General features: G+C 64.4%; 17 protein-coding genes. All 17 read left to right on the plus strand.

All coding sequences use genetic code 11. The features are described 5' to 3' along the window. The first annotated feature begins 2 nt into the window (after positions 1 to 2). Positions 3 to 398, plus strand: coding sequence for a cell division protein FtsL (gene ftsL / locus AC0L2H_RS06825; RefSeq protein WP_473589509.1), 396 nt, complete (start codon positions 3 to 5; stop codon positions 396 to 398). Next, positions 395 to 2,149 carry a peptidoglycan D,D-transpeptidase FtsI family protein gene (locus tag AC0L2H_RS06830; RefSeq protein WP_473589510.1) on the plus strand — a complete coding sequence of 585 codons (1,755 nt, stop codon included), beginning with the start codon at positions 395 to 397 and terminating at the stop codon, positions 2,147 to 2,149. The genes ftsL and AC0L2H_RS06830 overlap by 4 nt, the downstream gene beginning before the upstream one ends. 54 nt (positions 2,150 to 2,203) lie before the next feature. Further along, on the plus strand, positions 2,204 to 3,658 hold the full coding sequence (locus AC0L2H_RS06835) for a UDP-N-acetylmuramoyl-L-alanyl-D-glutamate--2,6-diaminopimelate ligase (protein ID WP_473589511.1): 1,455 nt from the start codon (positions 2,204 to 2,206) through the stop codon (positions 3,656 to 3,658). Next, positions 3,655 to 5,088 carry a UDP-N-acetylmuramoylalanyl-D-glutamyl-2,6-diaminopimelate--D-alanyl-D-alanine ligase gene (locus tag AC0L2H_RS06840; protein ID WP_473589512.1) on the plus strand — a complete coding sequence of 478 codons (1,434 nt, stop codon included), beginning with the start codon at positions 3,655 to 3,657 and terminating at the stop codon, positions 5,086 to 5,088. Before AC0L2H_RS06835 ends, AC0L2H_RS06840 begins: the two co-directional genes overlap by 4 nt. A gap of 26 nt (positions 5,089 to 5,114) precedes the next feature. Further along, the gene (gene mraY / locus AC0L2H_RS06845) at positions 5,115 to 6,197 is read left to right on the plus strand and encodes a phospho-N-acetylmuramoyl-pentapeptide-transferase (RefSeq protein ID WP_097575393.1); all 1,083 of its coding nucleotides are present in this window, start codon (positions 5,115 to 5,117) and stop codon (positions 6,195 to 6,197) included. A gap of 8 nt (positions 6,198 to 6,205) precedes the next feature. Further along, positions 6,206 to 7,606: a UDP-N-acetylmuramoyl-L-alanine--D-glutamate ligase gene (gene murD, locus AC0L2H_RS06850; protein WP_473589513.1), complete on the plus strand. Its 1,401-nt coding sequence runs from the start codon at positions 6,206 to 6,208 to the stop codon at positions 7,604 to 7,606. Next, positions 7,606 to 8,757, plus strand: coding sequence for a putative lipid II flippase FtsW (ftsW, locus tag AC0L2H_RS06855; RefSeq protein WP_473589514.1), 1,152 nt, complete (start codon positions 7,606 to 7,608; stop codon positions 8,755 to 8,757). Before murD ends, ftsW begins: the two co-directional genes overlap by 1 nt. A 1-nt stretch (position 8,758) precedes the next feature. Further along, the gene (gene murG, locus AC0L2H_RS06860) at positions 8,759 to 9,883 is read left to right on the plus strand and encodes an undecaprenyldiphospho-muramoylpentapeptide beta-N-acetylglucosaminyltransferase (protein WP_473589515.1); all 1,125 of its coding nucleotides are present in this window, start codon (positions 8,759 to 8,761) and stop codon (positions 9,881 to 9,883) included. Next, complete coding sequence (murC, locus tag AC0L2H_RS06865; RefSeq protein ID WP_473589516.1) at positions 9,883 to 11,289, plus strand: UDP-N-acetylmuramate--L-alanine ligase; 1,407 nt, start codon at positions 9,883 to 9,885, stop codon at positions 11,287 to 11,289. Before murG ends, murC begins: the two co-directional genes overlap by 1 nt. Then, complete coding sequence (gene murB, locus AC0L2H_RS06870; RefSeq protein WP_473589517.1) at positions 11,286 to 12,251, plus strand: UDP-N-acetylmuramate dehydrogenase; 966 nt, start codon at positions 11,286 to 11,288, stop codon at positions 12,249 to 12,251. The genes murC and murB overlap by 4 nt, the downstream gene beginning before the upstream one ends. Positions 12,252 to 12,574: 323 nt before the next feature. Further along, positions 12,575 to 13,501 carry a D-alanine--D-alanine ligase gene (locus AC0L2H_RS06875; RefSeq protein WP_473589518.1) on the plus strand — a complete coding sequence of 309 codons (927 nt, stop codon included), beginning with the start codon at positions 12,575 to 12,577 and terminating at the stop codon, positions 13,499 to 13,501. Beyond that, on the plus strand, positions 13,489 to 14,430 hold the full coding sequence (locus AC0L2H_RS06880) for a cell division protein FtsQ/DivIB (protein ID WP_473589519.1): 942 nt from the start codon (positions 13,489 to 13,491) through the stop codon (positions 14,428 to 14,430). Before AC0L2H_RS06875 ends, AC0L2H_RS06880 begins: the two co-directional genes overlap by 13 nt. Next, positions 14,427 to 15,734 (plus strand): cell division protein FtsA, encoded by a 1,308-nt coding sequence (gene ftsA / locus AC0L2H_RS06885; protein ID WP_097575401.1) that lies wholly within the window; start codon positions 14,427 to 14,429, stop codon positions 15,732 to 15,734. The genes AC0L2H_RS06880 and ftsA overlap by 4 nt, the downstream gene beginning before the upstream one ends. Positions 15,735 to 15,800: 66 nt before the next feature. Further along, positions 15,801 to 17,456 carry a cell division protein FtsZ gene (ftsZ, locus tag AC0L2H_RS06890; RefSeq protein WP_473589520.1) on the plus strand — a complete coding sequence of 552 codons (1,656 nt, stop codon included), beginning with the start codon at positions 15,801 to 15,803 and terminating at the stop codon, positions 17,454 to 17,456. Positions 17,457 to 17,745: 289 nt separating this feature from the next. Continuing rightward, a complete protein-coding gene (gene lpxC, locus AC0L2H_RS06895; protein WP_473589521.1) occupies positions 17,746 to 18,693 on the plus strand; it encodes a UDP-3-O-acyl-N-acetylglucosamine deacetylase in 948 nt (315 codons plus the stop codon). 258 nt (positions 18,694 to 18,951) lie between these two features. After that, positions 18,952 to 19,821 carry an outer membrane protein assembly factor BamD gene (locus tag AC0L2H_RS06900; RefSeq protein WP_473589522.1) on the plus strand — a complete coding sequence of 290 codons (870 nt, stop codon included), beginning with the start codon at positions 18,952 to 18,954 and terminating at the stop codon, positions 19,819 to 19,821. Positions 19,822 to 19,834: 13 nt separating this feature from the next. Beyond that, positions 19,835 to 21,508 (plus strand): DNA repair protein RecN, encoded by a 1,674-nt coding sequence (gene recN, locus AC0L2H_RS06905; protein ID WP_473589523.1) that lies wholly within the window; start codon positions 19,835 to 19,837, stop codon positions 21,506 to 21,508. Positions 21,509 to 21,582: the final 74 nt, after the last annotated feature.

The following is a 21,582-nucleotide window of genomic DNA, read 5'->3' on the forward strand; positions in this document are numbered from 1 at the left end:
ACGTGTTTCGTACCAGCGACATAGTCCTGATCGCCGTCATGGTCTCGGCCGCGGCCCTGACCTACAAGACCAAGCGCGAGGCCGAGGAACAATTGGCGGCGGTGCACAAGGTCCAGGCGCAGATCCGCTACGAGGAGGATACGATCGACCTCTTGAAGGCGGACTGGAGCCTGCTGACCCAGCCGGCGCGCCTGCAGAAGCTGACCGAGATCTACAAATCGCAGCTTGGCCTGGAGCCGGTCAATGCGCGCCAGATCGTCGGCCTGGACGACCTGCCGGCCAAGCCGGTCAACATAGAGGACCTTTCGTCCCAGCGCCTGGGCGGCATGGCCGACAATTCCGGCAAAGGATCGTCGGACGGCAAGGATCCCGTCGTCACCGGAGGCATCGTGCAATGATCGCAAGATTTCCAGTGATTTCCAGACTGGCAGCGATCGCAAGACTTCCGCCGAGGCTGGAGCGCCGCGCGAAATCCGCCGAAGGCGGCTCGATCGTGGTCGAGGGCGCCCGCAAAGCGACCGGCGGCAAGGGCAGGACCCGCGTCGTGATGACGATGGCGGTGTTCTTCGGCATCTATGCGACGATTGCCGGGCGGCTGGTCTATCTCGGGTTCCAGAATCCCGACCTGTCCGGCGGTCCGCAGAGCCGGGTGACGGCGTCGCGACCCGATATCGTCGACCGCAATGGCGAGGTTCTGGCGACGGACATCAAGACGGCATCGCTGTTTGCCGAGCCGCGCCGCATCGTCGACGCAGACGAGGCGATCGAAAAACTCTCGACGGTGCTTCCCGAAATCGACTACGAGCAGACCTATCACAAGCTGAAGAGCGGCGCCGGCTTCGTCTGGCTGCAGCGGCAACTGACGCCCAAACAGCAATCCGAAATCATGCAGCTCGGTATCCCCGGCTTCGGCTTCCGCACCGAAAAGCGCCGCTTCTATCCGGCCGGCGAAACCTCGTCCTACATTGTCGGCCTCACCAATATCGACAATCAAGGCATCTCCGGCATGGAGAAGTACATTGACGAGCAGGGGCTGAGCGATCTTCAGGCCTCGGGCCTGGCAATTGCCAAGGATCTGAAGCCGGTGCAGCTCTCGATCGACCTGCGCGTCCAGCATATCGTGCGCGACGAGATCGCCACCGGCATGGAGAAGTACCATGCGATCGCGGCCGGCGCCGTCGTGCTCAACGTCAAGACCGGCGAAGTGGTGGCGATGGCCTCGGTGCCGGATTTCGATCCGAACAATCCCTATAACGCGCAGGACAAGGACCGGCTGAACCGCATGTCGGCCGGCCTTTACGAGATGGGCTCGACCCTCAAGAGCTTCACTACAGCCATGGCGCTCGATTCCGGCAAAGTGACACTGGAAAGCCGTTTCGACGCTTCGCGCCCGATCAGGATCGGCCGCCAGACCATCCATGATTTTCATGGCAAGGGGCGGGTGTTGTCGGTGCCGGAAGTGTTCATCTATTCCTCCAACATCGGCTCCGCCAAGGAAGCCGAAGCGGTTGGCATCGAGGGGCACCGCGAATTCCTGCATCGCCTGGGCATCCTCGAAAAGATGCAGACGGAATTGCCGGAGGTCGCCCGCCCGACCGAGCCCAAGGTCTGGAAACAGGTCACTTCGATCACGGTCGCTTTCGGCCACGGCGTGTCGACGACGCCGTTGCAAACCGCGGTCGGTTGCGCCGCACTGATGAACGGCGGCTACCTGATCGAGCCGACATTCCTGACGCGCACGCAGGAGCAGGCGATGTCGGTGGCCAAGAAAGTGGTCAGCGAAAAGACCGTCGAGGCCATGCGCTACCTCTACGCGCTCAATGCCGAGAAGGGCTCGGGCAGGAATGCCAGGGTTCCGGGCTACCGCGTTGGCGGCAAGACGGGAACGGCGGAGAAGGTGGTCAACGGCCGCTACGCCAAGGACAAGAATTTCAACGCCTTCGTCGCCGCTTTCCCGATGGACGATCCGAAATACATCGTTCTCACGATCGCCGACGAACCGAAGCCGGAAAAGCCCGGCATGGGCGCGACGGCTGCCTCGAATGCTGGCGTCATGGCCGCAAACATCATCCGACGTTCGGCTTCCATGCTTGGCGTGAAGCCAGATTTCAGCCATGAAAATGGTGCAACGCTGGTTTCCTATCAGTGATTCTTAGGGCGCGCCGGCAACAGCGCGCTATTTTGTTGAGATGAACGGGGTTCGATGAAGCTGAAAGATCTAGCCGGTGTCCTGCCTGTCGAGGGGACAGCTTCCCCCGATATGGAGGTTACCGGGATTTCGTCGGATTCCCGCACGGTCAAAACCGGCGTCGTCTTTTTCGCGCTCGCCGGCACGAAGGCGGACGGCGCAGCCTATGCCGCCGATGCTGCCAGGCGGGGTGCCGCGGCGATCGTGGCTAGCAAGGGCAGCGCCATTGCCGGACTGAAGGTGCCGGTTCTTGCCGTCGACGATCCACGCCTGGCGCTGGCGCTGAGTGCGGCCCGTTATTTCGGCAAGCAGCCGCGGACCATGGTCGCGGTGACCGGCACCAGCGGCAAGACGTCGGTCGCCGCCTTCACCAGGCAGATCTGGGAGCAGTCGGGCTTTGCCGCCGCTTCGATCGGCACCACCGGCGTGGTGGCGCCGGGCCGCAATGAATATGGCTCACTGACCACGCCCGATCCCGTGGCCTTGCACAGGCTGCTCAGGGAATTGGCCGATGCCGGCGTCACCCACGCGTCGATGGAAGCCTCCAGCCATGGGCTCGACCAGCGCCGGCTCGACGGCGTGAGGCTTGCCGCCGGCGGCTTCACCAATCTTGGCCGCGACCACATGGACTACCATCCGACGGTCGAGGACTATCATCGCGCCAAGCTGCGCCTGTTCGACGCGCTGCTGCCGAAGGGCGCGCCTGCCGTCATCTTTGCCGACGATCCGTGGTCGCAGCCGACGATCAAGGCGGCACAGGCGGCGGAGCTGAACGTGCTGACGGTCGGCCGCCGTGGCGAATTCCTGAGGCTGAAGCGGGTCGAGCACGAGCGCCATCGCCAGCGCGCCGAGGTGGAAGTCGACGGCGTTCTCCACGAAGTCGACCTGCCGCTGGCCGGCGATTTCCAGATCGCCAACGCGCTGGTTTCGGCGGGACTTGCCATCTCCACCGGAGTATCTGCCGCCAAGGCCTTGATGGCACTGGAGAAATTGAAGGGTGCGCCGGGCCGGCTGGACCTCGTTGGAACGACGTCCAATGGCGCGCCGGTCTATGTCGACTATGCGCACAAGCCGGATGCGCTGGAGAACGTGCTGGCCTCGGTGCGGCCCTTCACCACGGGCCGCGTCATCGTCGTGTTCGGCTGTGGCGGCGACCGCGACAGGGGCAAGCGGCCAATCATGGGCGAGATCGCCACGCGGCTCGCCGATGTCGTCATCGTCACCGACGACAATCCGCGCTCGGAAGTGCCTGAAACGATCCGCGCCGCCATCCTTGCGGCCGCGCCCGGGGCCATCGAGATCGGCGATCGGCGCAAGGCGATCCACGAGGCGGTCGCCATGCTCCATGCCGGCGACACACTGATCGTGGCCGGCAAGGGCCATGAGGAAGGCCAGACCATCGGCACCGAGACGCTGCATTTTTCCGACCATGAGGAAGTCCGCTCGGCGCTTCGGGAACGCGCCGCATGAGTTTCCTGTGGACCTCCGCGGATATGGTTGCCGCCATGGACGGACGGCCGCTCGGTCCGATGCCGGAAGGTGTCACCGGCATCTCGATCGACAGCCGCAGCCTTGCGGCGGGCGAGGCCTTCTTCGCCATCAAGGGCGAGGCGATGGACGGTCATGATTTCGCGACCGCCGCCATCAAGGCCGGCGCCGGTGTGCTGGTCGTCGCCGAGGGCAAATTGCCGGCGCTCGGGCGGCTGACGGCGCCGATGATCGTCGTGCCGGACGTGCTGGTGGCACTTGAAAGACTTGGCGTTGCCGCTCGTGCCCGCTCCAATGCCAAGATCATCGCGGTGACCGGTTCGGCAGGCAAGACCACCACCAAGGAGGCACTGCGCCATGCGCTGTCGGCTGTCGGCAAGGTGCATGCCTCGGCGCAATCCTTCAACAACCACTGGGGCGTGCCGCTGACGCTGGCGCGGATGCCGGCCGACTGCGACTATGCCGTCTTCGAGATCGGCATGAACCATCCGGACGAGATCCGGCCGCTGGTCAAGATGGTCCGGCCGCACGTCGCCATCATCACCTTGATCGCGGCGGCGCATCTCGGCTTCTTCCGCAACCTCGACGAGATCGCCAAGGCCAAGGCCGAGATTTTCGAAGGCCTGGAGCCGGGCGGCGCGGCACTGCTTAACCGTGACGATCCGCGTTCCAAGCTGCTTGGCAAGATGGCAAGGGACGCAGGCGTCGAGCATGTCTACGGCTTCGGGGAAAATGCCCGCGCCACCTTCAAGCTCGTCAAATGCGTGCTGCATGCCGACCATTCGGTCATCACCGCCAAAATCGGCGGGCAGGAGGTCACGGCGCGTATCGGCGCGCCCGGCCGCCATATGGTGCAGAATGTGCTGGCGGTGCTCGGCGCCGCGCATCTGGTCGGCGCTGATATCGCCCGGGTGGCGATGGCGCTGGCCGATCTTTCAGCCGAACGCGGGCGCGGCAAGCGCCATGTGCTGCGCCACCCCAAGGGATCGATCACGCTGATCGATGAGAGCTACAACGCCAATCCGGCATCAATGGGCGCTGCAATGGCGCTGCTCAATGCGACGCCTGTGTCGGGCGAAGGCAGGCGCATTGCCGTGCTTGGCGACATGCTGGAACTCGGCGACCACTCGGCGAAGCTGCATGCCGCGCTGGCCGATCTCATCGTCGGCACCGGCACAAGCACAGTCTTTCTCGGCGGCCCGGAGATGCGGGCGCTGGCCGACATCCTGCCAGACGAGATCAAGACGGAATATCGCGCCGGCGCCGAGGATTTGAAGCCGGTGCTGTTGTCGACATTGAAGCCTGGCGACGTGGTGATGGTCAAATCGTCGAAAGGTATTGGATTTTCAAAGCTGGTCGAGGCATTGCTCGGCAAATTTCCGGCGCAAGCTACAACCAGTAAACCGACCTAGGGTCAGTCCCGGGGGGACCGAAACGCATGTTAACACTGCTCGTCGATTTCGCGGACAAGATCTCGGTCTTCAATGTCTTCCGTTACATTACCTTCCGTACCGGCGGGGCGCTGATCACCTCGGCGCTGATCGTCTTCATCTTCGGACCAGCCATCATCAACTCGCTGCGGCTCAGGCAAGGCAAGGGCCAGCCGATCCGCGCCGACGGGCCGCAGACGCATTTCAAGAAGGCCGGCACGCCGACCATGGGCGGGCTGATGATCCTGTGCGGCATCGTCGGCTCCTCGCTTTTGTGGGCAAACCTTTCCAGCATCTACGTCTGGGTCGTGCTGCTGGTGACGCTCGGTTTCGGCTCGATCGGCTTTTATGACGACTATCTCAAGGTGACCAAGCAATCGCATCTCGGCTTTTCCGGCAAGGCGCGGCTGGGGCTCGAATTCGTCATCGCCGGCATTGCCGCCTGGGTGATCATGCATAACGGCCAGGCGCCGTTCTCATCGTCCCTCACCTTTCCCTTCGCCAAGGAATTTCTCATCAATCTCGGCTGGTTCTTCATCCCGTTCTCCTGCTTCGTCATTGTCGGCGCCGGCAATGCGGTGAACCTGACAGACGGCCTCGACGGGCTGGCGATCGTGCCGATCATGATCGCGGCGGCGTCCTTCGGCGTCATTGCCTACCTCTCCGGCAACGCGGTGTTCGCCGAATATCTGCAGATCCATTTCGTGCCCGGCACCGGCGAACTGGCGGTGGTTCTCGGCGCGGTGATCGGCGCCGGCCTCGGCTTCCTGTGGTTCAACGCACCGCCGGCGGCGATCTTCATGGGCGATACCGGCTCGCTGGCGCTGGGCGGGCTGATCGGCACGGTCGCGGTCGCCACCAAGCATGAGATCGTGCTGGTCATCGTCGGCGGGTTGTTCGTGGTGGAAATCCTGTCGGTGATCATCCAGGTCGGCTACTTCAAGATGACCGGCAAGCGCGTGTTCCTGATGGCGCCGATCCATCATCATTTCGAAAAGCTCGGCTGGACCGAGAGCCAGGTGGTGATCCGCTTCTGGATCATCGCGGTCATCCTGGCATTGGTCGGCCTATCGACCCTGAAGCTCAGATAGGAGGCCGCTTGATCCCCGCAGCATCCTTCGCCGGCAAACGCGTTTCGCTCTTCGGGCTCGGCGGCTCGGGGATCGCCACGGCGCGCGCGCTGATCGAGGGCGGGGCGGACGTGCTGGCCTGGGACGACAATCCCGACAGCGTCGCCAAGGCAGGCGCCGTCGGCATTGCGACCGCCGACCTGCGCGGCGCCGACTGGACGAAATTCTCGGCTTTCGTGCTGTCGCCCGGCGTGCCGCTGACGCATCCGAAGCCGCATTGGAGCGTGGAGCTGGCGCGCGGCTCGGGTGTCGAGATCATCGGCGACATCGAGCTTTTCTGCCGCGAGCGGACGTTGCGGGCGCCGGCTGCACCCTTCATCGCCATCACCGGCACCAATGGCAAATCGACGACCACGGCGCTGACGGCGCATATCCTGAAATCCGCGGCGCGTGACACGCAGATGGGCGGCAATATCGGCCGCGCGGTGATGACGCTCGATCCGCCGGAGCCGGCGCGGCATTATGTCGTGGAATGCTCGTCCTATCAGATCGACCTGGCGCCCTCGATCAATCCGACCGCGGGCGTCCTGCTCAATTTGACGCCGGATCATCTCGACCGCCACGGCACCATGCAGCACTACGCCGCGATCAAGGAACGGCTGGTGGCGGGCAGCGAGGTGGCCATCGTCGGCATCGACGATTCCTGGTGCGCCCAGATCGCCGACCGGCTGGAGCGGGCGGGCCGGCATGTCATCCGCATTTCCAAGCGCTTGCCGCTGACCGACGGCTATTTCGCCAGTGGCACCGACCTGATGGAGGCGGTGCATGGCCGCTTCAGCCGCGTCGCCTTTCTCGAAGGCATCGGCTCGCTGCGCGGCCAGCACAATGCGCAGAACGCACTGGCCGCTGTGGCCGCCTGCCTCAAGGTCGGGCTCTCGCTCGGCGAGATCCAGTCGGGCCTGGAAAGCTTTCCCGGCCTGGCGCACCGCATGGAGCAGGTCGGCCGCAAGGGCCATGTGCTGTTCATCAACGATTCCAAGGCGACCAATGCCGATGCGGCGGCACCGGCCCTCTCGAGCTTCAACCGCATCTACTGGATCGCCGGCGGACTGGCCAAGGAAGGCGGCATCGAGCCGTTGCGCGGCTTCTTCCCGCGCATCGCCAAGGCCTATCTGATCGGCGATGCCGCGCCGGCCTTTTCGGCGACGCTGGGCGAGGCGGTGCCTTACGAGATATCGGGCACGCTTGCCGCGGCGGTGGAACATGCCGCAAGGGATGCGGCCAGGGATGAGTGCGGCGAGGCAGTGGTGCTGCTTTCGCCGGCCTGCGCCAGTTTCGACCAGTTCAGGAATTTCGAAGTTCGCGGCGACGCGTTCAGGCAAGCCGCGAACGCCATTGATGGCGTGAAGCCCATCGGAGGGATACGATAATGCAAAGCCGTCTCGACAAAAGCCCGGTCGCCACCTGGTGGTGGACGGTCGATCGCTGGTTCCTGGCAGCGTTCCTGTCGCTGATGGGGCTTGGCATCGTGCTGTCCTTCGCGGCCAGCCCGGCGGTGGCCCAGCGCATCGGCCTCGACAGCTTCCACTTCGCCACACGGCAGATCATCTTCACCATCCCCGCACTTGGCGTGATGCTGGCTGTCTCCTTCATGGAATCGCGGCAGATCAGACGCATGGCGCTGGTCATGCTTGGTATCACGCTGGTCCTGATGGTGGCGGTGCTCTATATCGGCGTCGAGGTGAAGGGTGCGCGGCGCTGGGTGTCGTTTGCCGGCCTGTCGATCCAGCCATCGGAATTCCTGAAGCCGGCCTTCGTCGTCATCTGCGCCTGGCTGTTTGCCGAGCACAAGCGCCAGCCCGACATTCCAGGCAATCTGTTCGCCATGCTGCTGCTGGCCCTGGTCATATCGCTGCTGGTGGCGCAGCCGGATTTCGGCCAGACCATGCTGGTGCTCGGCACCTGGGGGGTGATGTTCTTCATGGCCGGATTGCCGTGGCTGTGGATCATCGCGCTGGGCGCCGCCGGCATAGGCGGCGTGTTCGCCGCCTATACGGTGTTTCCGCACGTCGCCGGCCGCATCGACCGTTTCATGACCGGCGAGGGCGACACGTTCCAGGTCGACATGGGCCGCGAGGCGCTGATCAATGGCGGCTGGTTCGGCGTCGGGCCGGGCGAGGGCACCGTCAAGCGGGTCATACCGGACAGCCACGCCGACTTCGTCTTCTCGGTCGCCGGCGAGGAATTCGGACTGATCATGTGCTTCTTCATCATGTCCATCTTCGCCTTCATCGTGCTGCGCGGCCTCAACACGGCGCTCAAGGAGCAGGATGATTTCACGCGCTATGCGGTTGGCGGCCTGGTCACCGTCTTCGGCCTGCAGTCGGTCATCAACATGGCCGTCAATCTGCAGCTGATGCCGGCCAAGGGCATGACCTTGCCGTTCATCTCCTATGGCGGCTCCTCGCAGATCGCCATCGCCATCTCGATGGGCATGGTGCTGGCGCTGACGCGCAAACGGCCGGAACGGCGCAAGCAGATGGGCTTTGCGCCGCCGGCGCGCGCCATGCCGGCGGAATGAAATGGCCAAGGGGGTCATTCTTCTGGCGGCAGGCGGCACCGGCGGGCATCTGTTCCCGGCCGAGGCGCTGGCGCACGAACTGAACCGGCGCGGCTGGACGGTTCATCTGGCCACCGATGACCGCGCCGAGCGTTTTGCCGGCCAGTTCCCGGCTGCCAGCATCCACCCGATCCAGTCGGCGACGATGGGTTCGAAAAATCCTTTCGCCGTGCTTGCCGCGTTCTGGAAGATATGGGGCGGGGTGCGCCAGGCCTCCTCGGTGATCGGACGGATCAAGCCCGCCGTGGTCGTCGGCTTCGGCGGTTATCCGACGCTGCCGCCGCTCTATGCGGCGACGCGGCGCAAGGTGCCGACGCTGATCCACGAGCAGAACGCGGTGATGGGGCGCGCCAACCGGGCGCTGGCCGGCCGCGTCGACGCCATTGCCGGCGGGTTCCTGCCGCAGGATGCAAGTGCTGCGGGCGCCAAGACGGTGACGACGGGCAATCCGGTCAGGCCGCATGTGCTGGAGGCGGCAAGGACGCCCTACAGTGCATCCGCGGGCATGCAGCCGTTCCGGTTCCTGGTGTTCGGCGGCAGCCAGGGCGCACAGTTCTTTTCCGATGCAATGCCGGCGGCGATAGCGCTGCTTTCGGACGCACAACGCAAGCGACTAGTGATTACGCAGCAGGCACGCGCCGAGGACGTGGAGAAGGTGAAGGCTGCCTATGCCGCGCTCGGCATCGAGGCCGAGGTGTCGCCGTTCTTCACCGACATGGCGGCGCGCCTGGCGGCGGCGCATCTGGTGATGTCGCGATCCGGTGCATCGACCGTGTCGGAAATCGCCGTGGTCGGCCGCCCGGCATTGTTGGTGCCCTATCCGCATGCGCTCGACCACGACCAGGCGGCCAATGCCGCGGCCCTGGCCGCGGCAGGCGGCGCCGAGGTACACCCGCAATCCTCGCTGTCGTCCGAGCGCATAGCGCAGCTGGTCGGCGGCCTGATGGACGATCCGGAGCGGCTCGCCGCCATGGCGGCGGCGGCGAAATCGGCCGGAAAACCGGATGCCGCGCGGTTGCTCGCCGATCTGACAGAGGCTATTGCGTCGAAGAAAAACGTTTCGGAATTCAGGAAGGAGACGCATTGATGAAGATGCCGCAGACGATCGGCCTTGTGCATTTCATCGGCATTGGCGGTATCGGCATGAGCGGCATCGCCGAGGTGCTGCACAATCTCGGCTACAAGGTGCAAGGGTCCGACCAGGCCGACAGCGCCAATGTGCAGCGGCTGCGTGACAAGGGCATCGAGTGTTTTGTCGGCCATCACGCAGACAATCTCGGCGACGCCGAGGTGGTCGTCGTTTCGACCGCGATCAAGAAATCCAATCCGGAACTGAAGGCCGCGCGCGAAAAGCTGTTGCCCATCGTGCGGCGCGCCGAAATGCTGGCCGAACTGATGCGCTTCCGCCAGGCGGTGGCCATCGGCGGCACGCATGGCAAGACGACGACGACCTCGATGGTGGCGACGCTGCTCGAGGCAGGCGGGCTCGATCCGACCGTGATCAATGGCGGCATCATCAATGCCTATGGCACCAACGCCCGCATGGGCGACGGCGAGTGGATGGTGGTCGAGGCCGACGAGAGCGACGGCACTTTCCTCAAGCTGCCGGCCGACATCGCCGTCGTCACCAATATCGATCCCGAGCATCTCGACCATTACGGCTCCTTCGACAATGTGCGCGAGGCGTTCCGCCAGTTCGTCGAGAACGTGCCGTTCTACGGCTTCGGCGTCATGTGCACCGACCATCCGGAAGTGCAGGCGCTGGTCGGCCGCATCGAGGACCGGCGCGTCATCACCTATGGCGAGAATGCGCAGGCCGATGTGCGCTTCACCAACCACCGCATGGCGGGTGCGACCTCGGAGTTCGACGTGGTGATCCGCGACCGCAAGACGCGCGGCCAGACGACGATATCGGACCTGCGCCTGCCGATGCCTGGCCGCCACAACGTCGCCAACGCGACGGCGGCGATCGCCGTGGCGCATGAGCTCGGCCTTTCCGCGGAGGCGATCAAGAAGGGCCTGTCGTCCTTCGCCGGCGTCAAGCGCCGCTTCACCCACACCGGCTCGTGGAACGGCGTCGACGTGTACGATGATTACGGCCATCATCCGGTCGAGATCTCGGCGGTGCTGAAGGCGGCGCGCAGCGCCACCAAGGGCCGCGTCGTCGCCATTGCCCAGCCGCATCGCTTCACCCGGCTGCATGATCTGTTCAACGAGTTTTCCACCTGCTTCAACGACGCCGACACGGTGATGGTGGCGCCGGTCTATGCGGCGGGCGAAGAGCCGATCGACGGGGTGACATCGGATGCGCTGGTGTCGCGCATCCGCGCCGGCGGTCACCGCGACGCGCGCTATATCGACGGCCCGGCGGCCATCGCGCCGGTTATCCGGGATCTGGCCAAGCCGGGCGACTTGGTCGTCTTCCTCGGCGCCGGCAACATCACCCAATGGGCCTATGCATTGCCCAGGGAACTCGGCGGAAGCGTGTCATGATGCGCGGCCAGGCGTTGATCGACAAGCTTGGCGACCGGCTTGCCGGCCTGCGCGGCCGCATCACGCCGAATGCCGAGATGGACAAGATCACCTGGTTTCGCGCCGGCGGACTGGCTGACGCATTGTTCCAGCCGGCGGACGAGGACGACCTCGCGGCATTCCTGAGAGCTGTTCCCGAAGATATCCCGCTGACCGTCGTCGGCGTCGGCTCGAACCTTCTGGTGCGCGACGGCGGCGTGACGGGCTTCGTCATCCGCCTTTCGGCCAAGGGTTTTGGCGAGGCCGAGGCGATCGGCCCGACCACGATCAAGGCGGGCGCGGCTACGCCCGACAAGCGCCTTGCCGCCGTCGCCTACGAGGCCGGCATCGGCGGCTTCCACTTCTACCACGGCATTCCGGGCGCCATCGGCGGCGCGTTGAGGATGAACGCCGGCGCCAATGGCGTCGAGACGCGCGAGCGCGTCGTCGAAGTGCGGGCGCTCGACCGCAAGGGCAATGCGCACACGCTTGATAACGCCGACATGGGCTACGCCTATCGCCACTCAGCGGCACCTTCCGGACTGATCTTCACCTCGGCTGTGTTCGAAGGCAGCCATGAGGACAAGGCCACCATCAAGGCGGCGATGGATGCCGTCCAGCATCATCGCGAGACCGTGCAGCCGATCCGCGAAAAGACCGGCGGCTCGACCTTCAAGAATCCGGAAGGCACCTCGGCCTGGAAGGAGATCGACAAGGCGGGATGCCGGGGGCTGATGATCGGCGGCGCGCAGATGTCGCCGATGCATTGCAACTTCATGATCAACACCGGAACCGCGACCGGCTACGATCTCGAATATCTCGGCGAGACGGTGCGCACGCGCGTGCTAGAGAAATCAGGCATCCGGCTGCAATGGGAAATCAAGCGCATCGGCGAGTTCCGGCCGGGGCATGCGGTACAGGAGTTTCTCGGGCAATTGCTTTAGCGCGGCCTGATGTTCATGTGATGCTTGAACTTCAAACGCTGTGAATCGCCGCGAGACCGTTGCGCCAAAGACTCACAACGCAATTTTTATGGCCGTTTTCACGGAAAGTGAATCTCTCGGAATCGTAAGCACTTGCCAGTGAATCAACTCTCTGATTCTCTGCCTGAAAGCGTTTCCTGATTTGAGTCGTTCGACGCGTTCCCGCGTTTTCCGTCTGGGGGGGCAACCTGCCGGAAGACTCGGACTCAAGGTTGCGGAATCGTGGGAGCAAAGACTGCTCCGATCGAGAGATGCCGGCCCGCCGTGAGAGGGGATGACGGGAAATGAAAAGCAAGCATGTGGCCGTTCTGCTGGGGGGATTCTCGTCCGAGCGGCCCGTGTCTCTGTCCTCGGGGAAAGCGTGTGCCGATGCGCTCGAGAATGAAGGCTACCGGGTCACCCGCGTCGACGTCACGCGCGATGTCGGATCGGTGCTGGCCGAGCTCAAGCCCGACGTCGCCTTCAATGCGCTGCATGGCCCTTTCGGCGAGGACGGCACCATCCAGGGCATCCTTGAATATCTGGGGATTGCCTATACCCATTCGGGCGTGCTGGCTTCGGCGCTGGCCATGAACAAGGAGCAGGCCAAGAAGATCGCCAAGGCCTCCGGCATTCCGGTGGCGGAATCGAAGGTGACGAACCGCTTCGCCATCCAGAACAAGCATCCGATGAAGCCGCCCTATGTGGTCAAGCCGGTCAGCGAAGGGTCGAGCTTCGGCGTCGTCATCGTGCATGAAGGTCAGTCGCATCCGCCGCAGGTGATCGGCTCGTCCGACTGGAAATATGGCGATACCGTCATGGTGGAGCGCTACATCCACGGGCGGGAGTTGACCTGCGCGGTGATGGGCGATGTGGCGCTCGGCGTCTGCGAGATCATCCCGACCGGCCATTCCTTCTACGACTATGATTCAAAATATGTCGCGGGCGGATCAAAACACGAATGCCCGGCAAAAATTTCACCGAATATTTACCAAAAAATACAGACACTGGCGCTCAAGGCTCACCAAGCCGTCGGTTGCCGGGGCGTTTCCCGATCGGACTTCCGCTATGATGATCGTCACTCCGAAAACGGCGAAATTGTCTGGCTCGAGATCAACACTCAGCCCGGCATGACGCCGACATCCTTGGTGCCTGAAATCGCCGCGCAAGCGGGACACTCGTTCGGCGATTTGTTGAGTTGGATGGTGGAGGACGCTTCGTGTTTGCGTTGAGGTGGGGACAGGGCAAGGAGAAGGGCGCGGCCGGGCCGGCGCTGTTCGGCATGCCGTTGTCATCAGGCCATTTCGTTTTGCCACGCCTGCTTCGCCGGCCGGTGCGCGTTCTGGCACGCCTGGGCGAGGGTGATTTCGAGGCGCCGCCTTTCTCCGCCGCAATCCTGTCGGCAGTGCTGCTGGCTTCGGGTGGCGCCTATGGCGCCTATCTCGGCGGACATGTCGAGAGCATCGTGCAGAGCGTCACTGCCCGCACCGGCTTTGCCGTCGATCAGATCAAGGTGGTCGGCAATCGGGAAACCTCCGAGATCGATATACTGGACAGGCTGGAGCTCGACGGCTGGACCTCGCTGATCGGCTTCGATGCCGAGGCCGCGCGCGAGCGCATCGCCACGCTGCCCTGGATCGAGGTCGCGGCTGTGCGCAAGGTCTATCCGCACACGCTGGAGGTGCGCGTCGAGGAGCGAGTGCCCTTCGCGCTCTGGCAGCAAGGCAGCGAGCTTTCCGTCATCGAGAAGTCCGGCAATGTGATCGCGCCGTTCTCCGGCGGCAAGCAGGCATTGCTGCCGCTGATCATCGGCGCCGGCGCGCCGGCCATGGCGCCGGATTTCCTTGCCAGGATCAAGAAATATCCAGAGCTTGCCGCGCGGATCAAAGGCTATATCCGCATCGGCGAACGGCGCTGGGACCTGAAGCTGGAAAACGGCATCACCGTCAAGCTTCCCGAGGATGGCGAGGATCAGGCGATCGCCGATCTGGTCAGGATGGACCATGAGAACGGGCTTTTGACGCGCGACATCGCTGCCGTCGACATGCGCCTTTCCGATCGTCTCGTCGTCCAGTTGACGCCGGAAGCGGCGACACAGCGCCAGGCCGCGCTCAACGAAAAGCCCAAAGTGCTGAAGCGCAAGCCGGAGACGAACATATGAGCTGGCTTGGCGGCAACAGCGATGCCTCGTCGCGCCGGTCCGGCACCTTGACGGTGCTCGACGTCGGCTCGAGCAAGGTGTGCTGCGTGGTGGCGAAGCTGAAGCCGCGCGATGACGGCAAGCTCTTGCGCGGGCGCTCGCATCGCATCCAGGTGATCGGCATCGGCCATCAGAAATCGCAAGGCGTCAAGTCGGGCGTCGTCATCGATCTCGACAGGGCCGAGCACGCCATCCGCCTCGCCGTCGACGCCGCCGAGCGCATGGCCGGACTGACGGTGGATTCGCTGATCGTCAACATGACGGCCGGCCGGCTGAAGAGCGAGACCTTCTCGGCCACCATCAACCTTGGCGGCCATGAGGCCGACGAGGCCGATATCAAGCGCGTGCTTGCCGCCGGCGCCAAGCAGGCGCTGAGGGCCGAGCGCGAGGTGATCCATTCGCTTCCCGTCGGCTTTTCGCTGGACGCCGAGCGCGGCGTGCGCGATCCGCGCGGCATGGTCGGCGATCAGCTCGGCGTCGACATGCATGTGCTGACGGGCGATGCCGCGCCCTTGCGCAACCTGGAACTCTGCATCAATCGCTCGCATCTGTCGGTCGAGCGCATGGTGGCGACGCCCTATGCCAGCGGGTTGGCCGCACTGGTCGACGACGAGCTCGAAATGGGCGCGGCCTGCATCGACATGGGCGGCGGCACCACCACGATTTCGGTGTTTTCGGAAGGCAAGTTCGTGCATGGCGACGCCATTGCCGTCGGCGGCAACCACGTCACGCTGGACATGGCCAAGGGCCTGTCGACCTCGCTCGATGCCGCCGAGCGGCTGAAGGTGATGCATGGCTCGGCGCTGCCCGGCAGTGCCGACGACCGCGACCTGGTGTCGATCCAGCCGATCGGCGAGGAAGGCGAGGTGCCGTTGCAGATACCGCGGTCGGTGATGACGCGCATCATTCGCGCGCGCATCGACGAGACGCTCGAATTGTTGCGCGACCGGCTGAACAAATCCGGCTACGGCAATGCCGTCGGCAAGCGCGTGGTGCTGACCGGTGGCGCCAGCCAGCTCTCCGGCCTGCCGGAGGCGGCGCGCCGCATCCTCGGGCGCAATGTGCGCATCGGCCGGCCGCTCGGCGTCGCGGGTCTGCCGGAGGCGGCCAAGGGGCCGGCTTTCTCGACGCCGGTCGGGCTTTTGATCTACCCGCAGATGGCGAGCTTCGAGAGCCATCCGGCGAAAGGCATTTCCGGTCTGAGAATGACCGGAACGGGCGGAAAACTGCATCGAATGAGTCAGTGGTTGAGAGACAGTTTCTAATTGACGGGGGCAGCCCCATAGGCGGCCGCGGCGGCGAAGCGGCGTGAAAGGCAAAGGACGGAGACAATGACCATCAATCTGCAAAAGCCGGACATCACCGAGCTCAAGCCGCGGATCACCGTGTTCGGTGTCGGCGGCGGCGGCGGCAATGCCGTCAACAACATGATCACCGCGGGCTTGCGCGGTGTCGAGTTCGTCGTGGCCAACACCGACGCACAGGCGCTGACCATGTCCAAGGCGGAACGGTTGATCCAGCTCGGCGCGCATGTCACCGAAGGCCTGGGCGCGGGATCGCAGCCGGAAGTCGGCCGCGCGGCGGCGGAAGAATGCATCGACGAGATCATCGATCATCTGTCGAACACCCATATGTGCTTCGTCACCGCCGGCATGGGCGGCGGCACCGGCACGGGAGCGGCTCCGGTTGTCGCGCGTGCCGCCCGTGAAAAGGGCATCCTCACGGTCGGCGTCGTCACCAAGCCGTTCCATTTCGAAGGCCAGCGCCGCATGAAGACGGCGGATTTCGGCATCGAGGAATTGCAGAAATGCGTCGACACCCTGATCGTCATCCCCAATCAGAACCTGTTCCGGCTGGCCAATGACAAGACGACCTTCGCCGATGCCTTCGCCATGGCCGACCAGGTGCTCTATTCCGGTGTCGCCTGCATCACCGACCTGATGGTCAAGGAAGGCCTTATCAATCTCGACTTCGCCGACGTCCGCTCGGTCATGCGCGAGATGGGCAAGGCGATGATGGGCACGGGCGAGGCTTCCGGCGAGGGACGCGCCATGGCCGCCGCCGAGGCGGCGATCGCCAATCCGCTGCTCGACGAGACCTCGATGAAGGGCGCCAAGGGCCTGCTGATCTCGATCACCGGCGGCCGCGACCTCACCCTGTTCGAAGTCGACGAGGCGGCTACCCGCATCCGCGAGGAGGTCGACCAGGACGCAAACATCATCCTGGGCGCGACATTCGACGAGGATCTCGAAGGCGTCATCCGCGTTTCGGTGGTCGCCACCGGCATCGACAAGTCGGCGGCTGAAATCGCCGCCGCGCCGATCGCCATCCGTGCGGCGCCGCCCAAGCCGGTCAACCGCCCGGCGGTCCCGGTCACGGAAAGCCGTCCAGCGCCGGTCCAGCCCGCCTATGAGCCACGCGCGGCCGACCCGGTTGCCGAGGCGATCCAGCTCGCCGAGGCGAATGCGGCCGCGATGGCACGCCCCGCACCGGTTGCCCAGGCGGACGACTTCCGCCCGCAGAACAAGATCTTCCAGGCGCCGCCTCCCCAGCCGCAGCCTATGCTGCAGCCGGTCGTCCAGCAGGCGATGCCGCAGCGTGAAGTGCTTCAGCCGGTGGCCGCGGCACCCCAGCGCATGCCGCGCGTGGAGGATTTCCCGCCTGTGGTGAAGGCTGAGGTGGAAGCCAAAAGCCGTCCTGCCGATCACCATGAGAACAGCGGGCCGATGGGATTGATCAAGCGCCTGACGAGCGGCCTGACCCGCCGCGAAGAGGAGCCGGCACGGTTGCAGCCGGCACAGCCGCGTGAACCGAAACTGCGCCAGGCGGCCCCCGAAGTGCGCCGCCTCGCCAGCCAGGATCCGCAGCTTTACGCGCCGCGCCGCGGCCAGTTGGACGATCAGGGCCGGCTGACGCCGCAGGCCAGGACCATGCAGGAGGACGATCAGTTGGAGATTCCGGCGTTCCTGCGCCGTCAGGCCAACTAACCTGTTAACGGCCTGTAACAATTGTTAACAGGCAAGCAAGAGATTGTTTGCCTGTTAACTTAGAAAACCTTTATAAAACAGCATCTTAAAATGCTGCGCTCCCTCCCGGTCGCGGTTACAGAGAGTAAGAAACCGTGATTTGGAGTCTCCATGCCGGATCACTATCTTCCCGCGACAAACGTCGGTTTGCCGGGATTCGGGGAGTTGGCCCTGCCTGCCGATCAATCAAGTGCCGGGCAAATGCCGCGCCCCTTGGGGGCCGACAAGGCGGACTTGGGCAGCGTGGGCTATGGGGTTTGTCTTGCAGGACTACCAGACGACACTTAAATCGCGCGCGACGCTGACGGGCACCGGCGTCCACAGCGGCAAACCGGTTACCGTTCATTTTCTGCCGGCGGACGCCGACACGGGCGTTGTGTTCCACCTTTCGAATGGAAGCGAGAGCCGCGAATTTCGTGCGCTCGTCGCCGAGGTCGGCGCCACCGACCTTTGCACCATGCTCGGCGATCCCGAAGGCGAGCATATCGCCACTGTCGAACATCTGATGGCCACTGTCTTCGGTCTCGGCATCGACAACATCGTCATCGAAATCGACGGCCGCGAGGTGCCGATCCTGGACGGCAGCGCCATGCCGTTTGTCGAGGCCGTGGACCAGGTCGGCATCGACACGCTGCCGGTCAAGCGCCGGTACATCCGGGTGGTCAAGCCGGTTCGCATCGAGAACGGCGCGTCCTGGGCGGAATTCAGGCCTTATGACGGTACGCGTTTCGAAATCGAGATCGATTTCGAAAGCCCGGCGATCGGCCGTCAGCTCTTCGCGTCCGACATCAACCCCGATATTTTCCGCCGCGACGTCGCGCGGGCCCGCACCTTTGGTTTCATGAAGGATGTGGAACGGCTGTGGGCCGCGGGCTATGCGCTCGGCTCGTCGCTGGAGAACTCGCTGGTGATCGGCGACGACAACCGCGTGATCAATATGGGCGGCCTGCGTTATCCCAACGAGTTCGCTCGCCACAAGACGCTGGACGCCATGGGCGATCTGGCGCTGGCCGGCGCCCGGTTCATCGGCTGCTTCCGTTCGTATCGCGGCGGCCACAGGCTGAACGCGGCCGCGCTGCGCCGGCTGTTGTCGGACCGTTCGGCCTTCGAGATCGTCGAGACGACGCGCCGCGAGCGCGGCCGAGCCGCCGAGATGCGCGCGGTCTACGCGCCCGTCTACGCCCCTTGGATGATCTGATTTTTAACGTTTTTCAGGCCTTATGAGAGGCGACCTGTGTTGCATGAATGCACCATAGGCCGCTGAAAAGGCATAGGCGTTCAGGCGACGCCAAACCGCCACAAAAATGTGCGATTGGCCGGCGATAGCGTTGCCGGGCAAGGCGGTTATGGTTTATGGCTGCTGCCGACGACTGGTGCATGTCGCTCAAAAGTGGGTACCGGTTGGGGGCGACATGCAAAGTGCATCAAAATAACGCCGAAAGGGCGGAATTCAATCATGGTCTTCAAGCGAGTTGGTCAATCGAAAGCGCCGCAACGGGCTGTTTTCCTGGCGCTTTCGGTGGTTGTTCCATCGCTCTTCCTGGCTGCCTGCATGTCGTCCGAGAAAGATGTCGATCTGTCGACCTATGTCGAGCAGACCGAACCGGCCGACGTTCTCTACAACCAAGGCCTCGCCAATCTGAACGCCGGCCGCCTGAATGAGGCGAGCAAGAAATTCGACGCCGTCGACCGCCAGCACCCCTATTCGGAATTCGCCCGCAAATCGATGGTGATGGGCGCCTTTGCCGACTATCGCCAGGGCAATTATGACGAGGCGATCGGTTCGGCCAAGCGCTATCTCACCCTCTATCCGTCGACGGACGACGCCGCTTATGCCCAGTATATCATCGGGCTCAGCTACTACCGGCAGATCAAGGACGTCACCCAGGACCAGAAGGAAGCGCGTCAGACCGTGCAGACCATGCAGGATCTGGTGACGCGCTGGCCCGATTCGGAATATGTCGACGACGCCAAGGAAAAGATCCGCTTTGCTAACGATCAGCTCGCCGGCAAGGAGATGCAGATCGGCCGCTACTACCTCGAGCGGCGCGAATATATCGCGTCCGTCAAGCGGTTCCGCAATGTGGTGGAAAACTATTCCAACACGCGCCATGTCGAGGAAGCGCTCGCGCGCCTGACCGAGAGCTACTATGCGATGGGTCTGACATCGGAAGCGCAGACCGCGGCAGCCGTGCTCGGCACCAATTACCCTGACAGCCAGTGGTACAAGGATTCCTACAAGCTCCTGCAAAGCAATGGGCTTGCGCCGCGCGAGAATGCCGGGTCGTGGATATCCAAGGCCGGGAAGCTGATCACCGGCGCCTGATGCAGGCGTAGCGATGCTTTCCAGATTGTCGATCCGCGATATCGTTCTGATCGAGAAGCTGGACATCGACTTCTCGTCCGGCCTCTCGGTGCTGACCGGCGAAACCGGAGCCGGCAAATCCATCCTGCTCGACGCACTGTCGTTGGCACTTGGAGCCAGGGGCGACGCCTCGCTGGTGCGCCATGGCACGGCGCAAGGCCAGGTCATTGCCGTGTTCGATGTGCCGCGCAACCATCCTGCCCGGATGCTGCTTGCCGACAACGCCATCGAGGATGACGGCGACATCATCCTGCGCCGCGTGCAGACGGCGGACGGCCGCACCCGCGTCTTCGTCAACGACCAGCCATCCAGCGTGACGCTGATGCGCGATGTCGGCCATGCCCTGGTCGAGATCCACGGCCAGCACGACGAGCGCGCCCTGGTCGACCCAGGCGCGCATCGCGAATTGCTGGACAGTTTTGGCGGTCATCTCGGCACTGTCCGTGCGACAGGCGAGGCGTGGCGCTATTGGCGCAGCTGCGAACAGGACCTGGCCAAGCACCGCGCCAAGGTCGAGGCGGCGGCGCGCGAGGCCGACTATCTCAGAGCCGCGGTCGCCGAATTGACGAAGCTCGATCCCCAGCCCGGCGAGGAGACCGAGCTGGCGGAACTGCGCGCCACGATGATGCGGGCGGAAAAGATCGCCTCGGAAATCCATGACGCGCAGGATGTGCTCTCCGGACCGTCCTCGCCCCTGCCGCAGCTCGCCAGCCTGCTCCGGCGCCTGCAGCGCAAGGTGAGCGAAGCGCCGGGCCTGCTCGACGACGTGGTCAAGTCGCTCGACGAGGCGATGCTGTCGCTCGACGCGGCGCAGTCCGGTGTCGAAGCCGCGCTTCGCGCCACCGAATACGATCCGCAGCGGTTGGAGAAGGCGGAGGAGCGGCTGTTTGCGCTGCGCGCCGCCTCGCGCAAGCACAGCGTGGCGGTCGACGATCTGGCGCAGTTGCGCGACACGATGGCCGCCGACCTTGCCGATCTCGATGCCGGCGAGGAGCGCCTGCACGGGCTGGAAAAGCAGGCCGCGGCGGCGCGCGAGGCCTACGATATTTCGGCGGCACAGCTGTCGTCGCTTCGCCATGCCGCGGCCGTCGGGCTGACCAAGGCCGTCATGGCCGAACTGCCGGCGCTGAAGCTCGAACGGGCCGAATTCATCGTCGAAATGACGAGCGCGCTCGACACCCGCATGGAAGAAGGCATCGACCAGGTCGAGTTCTGGGTGCGCACCAATCCCGGCACGCGGCCAGGGCCGATGATGAAGGTCGCTTCCGGCGGCGAGCTGTCGCGCTTCCTGCTGGCGCTGAAAGTGGCGCTGGCCGACCGTGGCTCGGCGCCGACCCTGGTCTTCGACGAGATCGACACCGGCGTTGGCGGCGCGGTGGCGGACGCCATCGGCCAGCGGCTGGCGCGGCTGTCGAAACGCGTGCAGGTGCTCTCAGTGACGCACGCGCCGCAAGTCGCGGCGCGCGCGGCGACGCATTTCCTGATCTCCAAATCCGGCGGCGCCGACAGGGTTGCAACCGGCATCGCCGAGATGGACCGGGCGGCGCGCCAGGAAGAGATCGCGCGCATGCTGGCCGGAGCGACCATCACCGACGAAGCCCGCGCGGCGGCCGAGCGGCTGCTGCGCGAGAATACTGCGGCGGCTTAGGCTGTGCCGATATTCAGGTGAGGCCGGCCTGCGAAGGGCGGCTTCCTGCGCTTCCGGTGCTCACGTACCCAAAA

It is taken from the genome of Mesorhizobium sp. WSM4871 (genome assembly GCF_055811295.1).